At 70.2% G+C, this 3,027-nt stretch carries 3 protein-coding genes; 1 reads left to right on the forward strand and 2 read right to left on the reverse strand.

Features of this window, described 5'->3' with window-relative positions; genetic code table 11:
• Together AC07OD_RS28055 and AC07OD_RS28060 are read right to left on the reverse strand one after the other, a co-directional pair.
• The coding region (locus tag AC07OD_RS28055; RefSeq protein ID WP_494598548.1) for an MCP four helix bundle domain-containing protein at positions 1-678 on the reverse strand (678 nt) is incomplete at its 3' end.
• Between the two features lie 373 nt (positions 679-1,051).
• Complete coding sequence (locus AC07OD_RS28060) at positions 1,052-1,567, reverse strand: chemotaxis protein CheW (RefSeq protein WP_369642754.1); 516 nt, start codon at positions 1,565-1,567, stop codon at positions 1,052-1,054.
• Positions 1,568-1,923: 356 nt separating this feature from the next.
• Here AC07OD_RS28060 and AC07OD_RS28065 point away from each other — a divergent pair, with 356 nt between their 5' ends.
• Entirely contained in the window at positions 1,924-2,730 is an 807-nt protein-coding gene (locus AC07OD_RS28065) for an alpha/beta hydrolase (protein WP_494598549.1), read from the forward strand.
• Positions 2,731-3,027 lie beyond the last annotated feature (297 nt).

Below are 3,027 nucleotides of genomic sequence, written 5' to 3' on the forward strand. Positions count from 1 at the left end.
CGCCACCGAATCGGTGATCTGCACCGCATTGCCCAGGGCGCGCGATATCTGCCGGATCATGGCGCCGCCCATCAGCACCGCCAGCACGATGCCCAGCACGACGGCCGTGAGCGCGACGGCGCGAATCGCCTGAAAGCTCGATTCGGCCCGGTCGTACTCGGCCTTGGCCCGGTCCAGCTGCACCTGCATGAGCAGGCCCAGCACGTCCTGCAGCGGGTCGATGGCGGGGTACATCTCCTTGGCGGCGAACGCCGTCAGCGCCGCCGTGTCGCCCGATCGGAAATGGCCGGTCAGCGTGTCGGCGGCCGCGTCGGCCTTGGCCTGCAGGGGCTTGAAGCGCTCGACCAGCTGGGCTTCCTCGGGCACGAGGTGCGTGGTCAGGTAGGCCTTCCAGTTGGTGTCGATCGCCTTGCGCGCATCGGCCACCGACTGCTGGCCCTGGGCAGGCGTCATGGCCCCGTCGCGCACCTTGTGCGCGGTATCGACCACGTTGACCGCATACATGTCCGCGACCACCTTGATCTGCTTGAGCGGCACCACCCGGTCGTCATACACCGACTTGAGCCCCGCGTTGGACTGCCCCATGCCGAACAGGCCCGCAGCGCCCACCAGCAAAACGAGCAGGCACAGCGCCGCCAGCAAGCCGGCGAGGCGCGTGGATATCTTGAACTGGCTCATGGCAGCGCTCCTGAAGTGGGGAAAGAGAAAGGGGACCGGGAACTGGACGGCAGCCCGGGGCGCCCGTCGAGGCGATGACGCCATGGCGCGCGCGGGCGAAGGAGAGCGGGATTGCAGGCGATGCGGGGCCCGTGCAGGCAGGCACCGCCCCACGGGCGGGCAGTGCGGGAATCAGCAGAGTCGGAGCCGCGAACCATGAGAGAACTCCCGGCGGAAGACCAACACGTCCCAAGGGCGGGCCCGCCGCCCTGGAACCGGTGCACGCGCACGGTCCGGGCCGGGGCCCCTGGCACCCAGCATAGCGCGTTCTGTTACGTTTGCGAACGCCGTGAGGGCGATAAACCACAGGCCCCCGCCGGGAGGCCTTGCGGGCCTACCTGGCGACCTGGGCGATCAGCCCGGTCTCCTCGCTGCTGAGCAGCGCCTCGATGTCCATCACGATCAGCGTGCGCTCGCCCAGGCTGGCAATCCCGGTGATGAAGGCCGGGTCCACATGGCCCTGGCGCTCGAACTGGGGGGCGGGCTTGATGAGGTCGGCGGTCAGCGAGGCCACGTCGGCCACGGCGTCCACGACCACGCCCACCACTGCCGTGCCGATGTCCAGGATGATGACCACCGTGAACTCGGTGTAGCTTGCCTCGGGGCACTGCAGCTTCAGGCGCAGGTCCAGGATGGGGACGATGCGCCCGCGCAGGTCGATCACTCCCTTGATGAAAACCGGGGAATGCGCCAGGCGCGTCGGCTGCTCGTAGGAGCGGATTTCCTGCACCCGCAGGATGTCGATGCCGTACTCCTCCGCCCCCAGCCGGAAGGTCAGGTACTCGCCCGCAGGCGCGGCGGCGGTGGCCGCTGCGGCGGGACGGGACGAGGAGGCAGGGGCTGCGATCATGGCGCGGGCTTTCGGAAAGCAAGGGATGGAGGGGCCGAGGAACGTCTGGACGGTCTCCCGCAGGCGGGGCGGGCCGCGCGGATGCGTGCGGGCGCGGGCACAGCAGCATAGCAGCCGGCGATGGCAAGGACCTGCCTCGCGGCGCGGGGCCCGCCGTCCCCGGGGCGCCAGCGCAGGCCTCGCGGCCTGGAATTGGAGAGCTAGCTCCATTCGGGCGCCCTGCCCGCCCTCGAAAAAATGCTACCGTCGCCCACGGTGCGCCGTGCGGCCCTTCCCTTCTTTTCCTGGAAGGCCCTGCACGGCACACCCGCAAGCCACACGACATGGCGCCCCGCTTTGTTTGAAATGATGAACCGATGCCCTTCTTCAGCAAGAAAGAAACCGATCCCGCCGACATCCCGCCGCCAGGCCTGCCGCTGCTGGCCCTGGAACTGCGGGCCCCTTGGGAGTTTGGCGCGGTGCTGCCCGCCTGGCCCGTGCTGCAGCGTGCCCCGCTGGGCGACGGCCACACGGTGATCGTGTTCCCCGGCCTCACGGCGGGGGATGCCACCACGGTTCCGCTGCGCCGCTACCTGGAGTCGCGCAACTACGAAACCCAGGGCTGGGGCCAGGGGTTGAACCTGGGCCCCAGGGACGGCGTGCTGGAAACCGCCAAGCGCCAGCTGCAGGAGGCCGGCGAGGCCAGCGGCGGCAAGGTGAGTCTGGTGGGCTGGAGCCTGGGCGGCATCTATGCGCGAGAGCTGGCCAAGGAAATGCCCGGCCTGGTGCGCTGCGTGGTGACGCTGGGCACGCCTTTCGCCGGCCCGCACACCTCCACGAACGCGTGGCGCATCTACCAGTTCGCCAGCGGCCGCAGCATCGAGCGCGAAACCGAGAGCTACAACCTGCCCGAGGCCCCGCCCGTACCCACCACCAGCATCTACTCGCGCACCGACGGCGTGGTGGCCTGGCGCGGCAGCATCCAGTCGCCAGCCGCGCACAACCCCCACACCGAGAACATCGAGGTGGTCGCCAGCCACTTCGGCATCGGCCTGAACCCCAGCGCCTGGTGGGCCGTGGCCGACCGGCTGGCACAGCCCCACGGGCCGGACGCCATGTGGCAGCCCTTCGAGCGGCCGGGCCTGCCGGGGCTTCAGCTGATCTACCCCGACCCGGAGCGCTGAGCCGTCCGCGCAAGAAAAAAAGCACGCCCGAGGACTCCTCCTCCCGCGTGCTTTGTTTTTGATAGCTGCCAGCGCTCGGGCATTCAGCGCTGGCGGCCTATTTGGCTTGCATTCTTCGCAGGCTCCCGCTCAAAAGCTTTCCCAATCGTCATCGCTGCCCGCCGGCGCGGCGGCGGCGGGCTTGGGGGCGGGCGGGGCCGCGGGCCGGGGGGCTGGCAGGTGGGCGGCAGGGGCCGTGCCGTTGCGATGGCCATCCCGTGCCGCCGCCGCGCCGCCGCGCGGAGCCAGCGCGGGCGG

The organism is Acidovorax sp. GW821-FHT10E03, assembly GCF_059415205.1.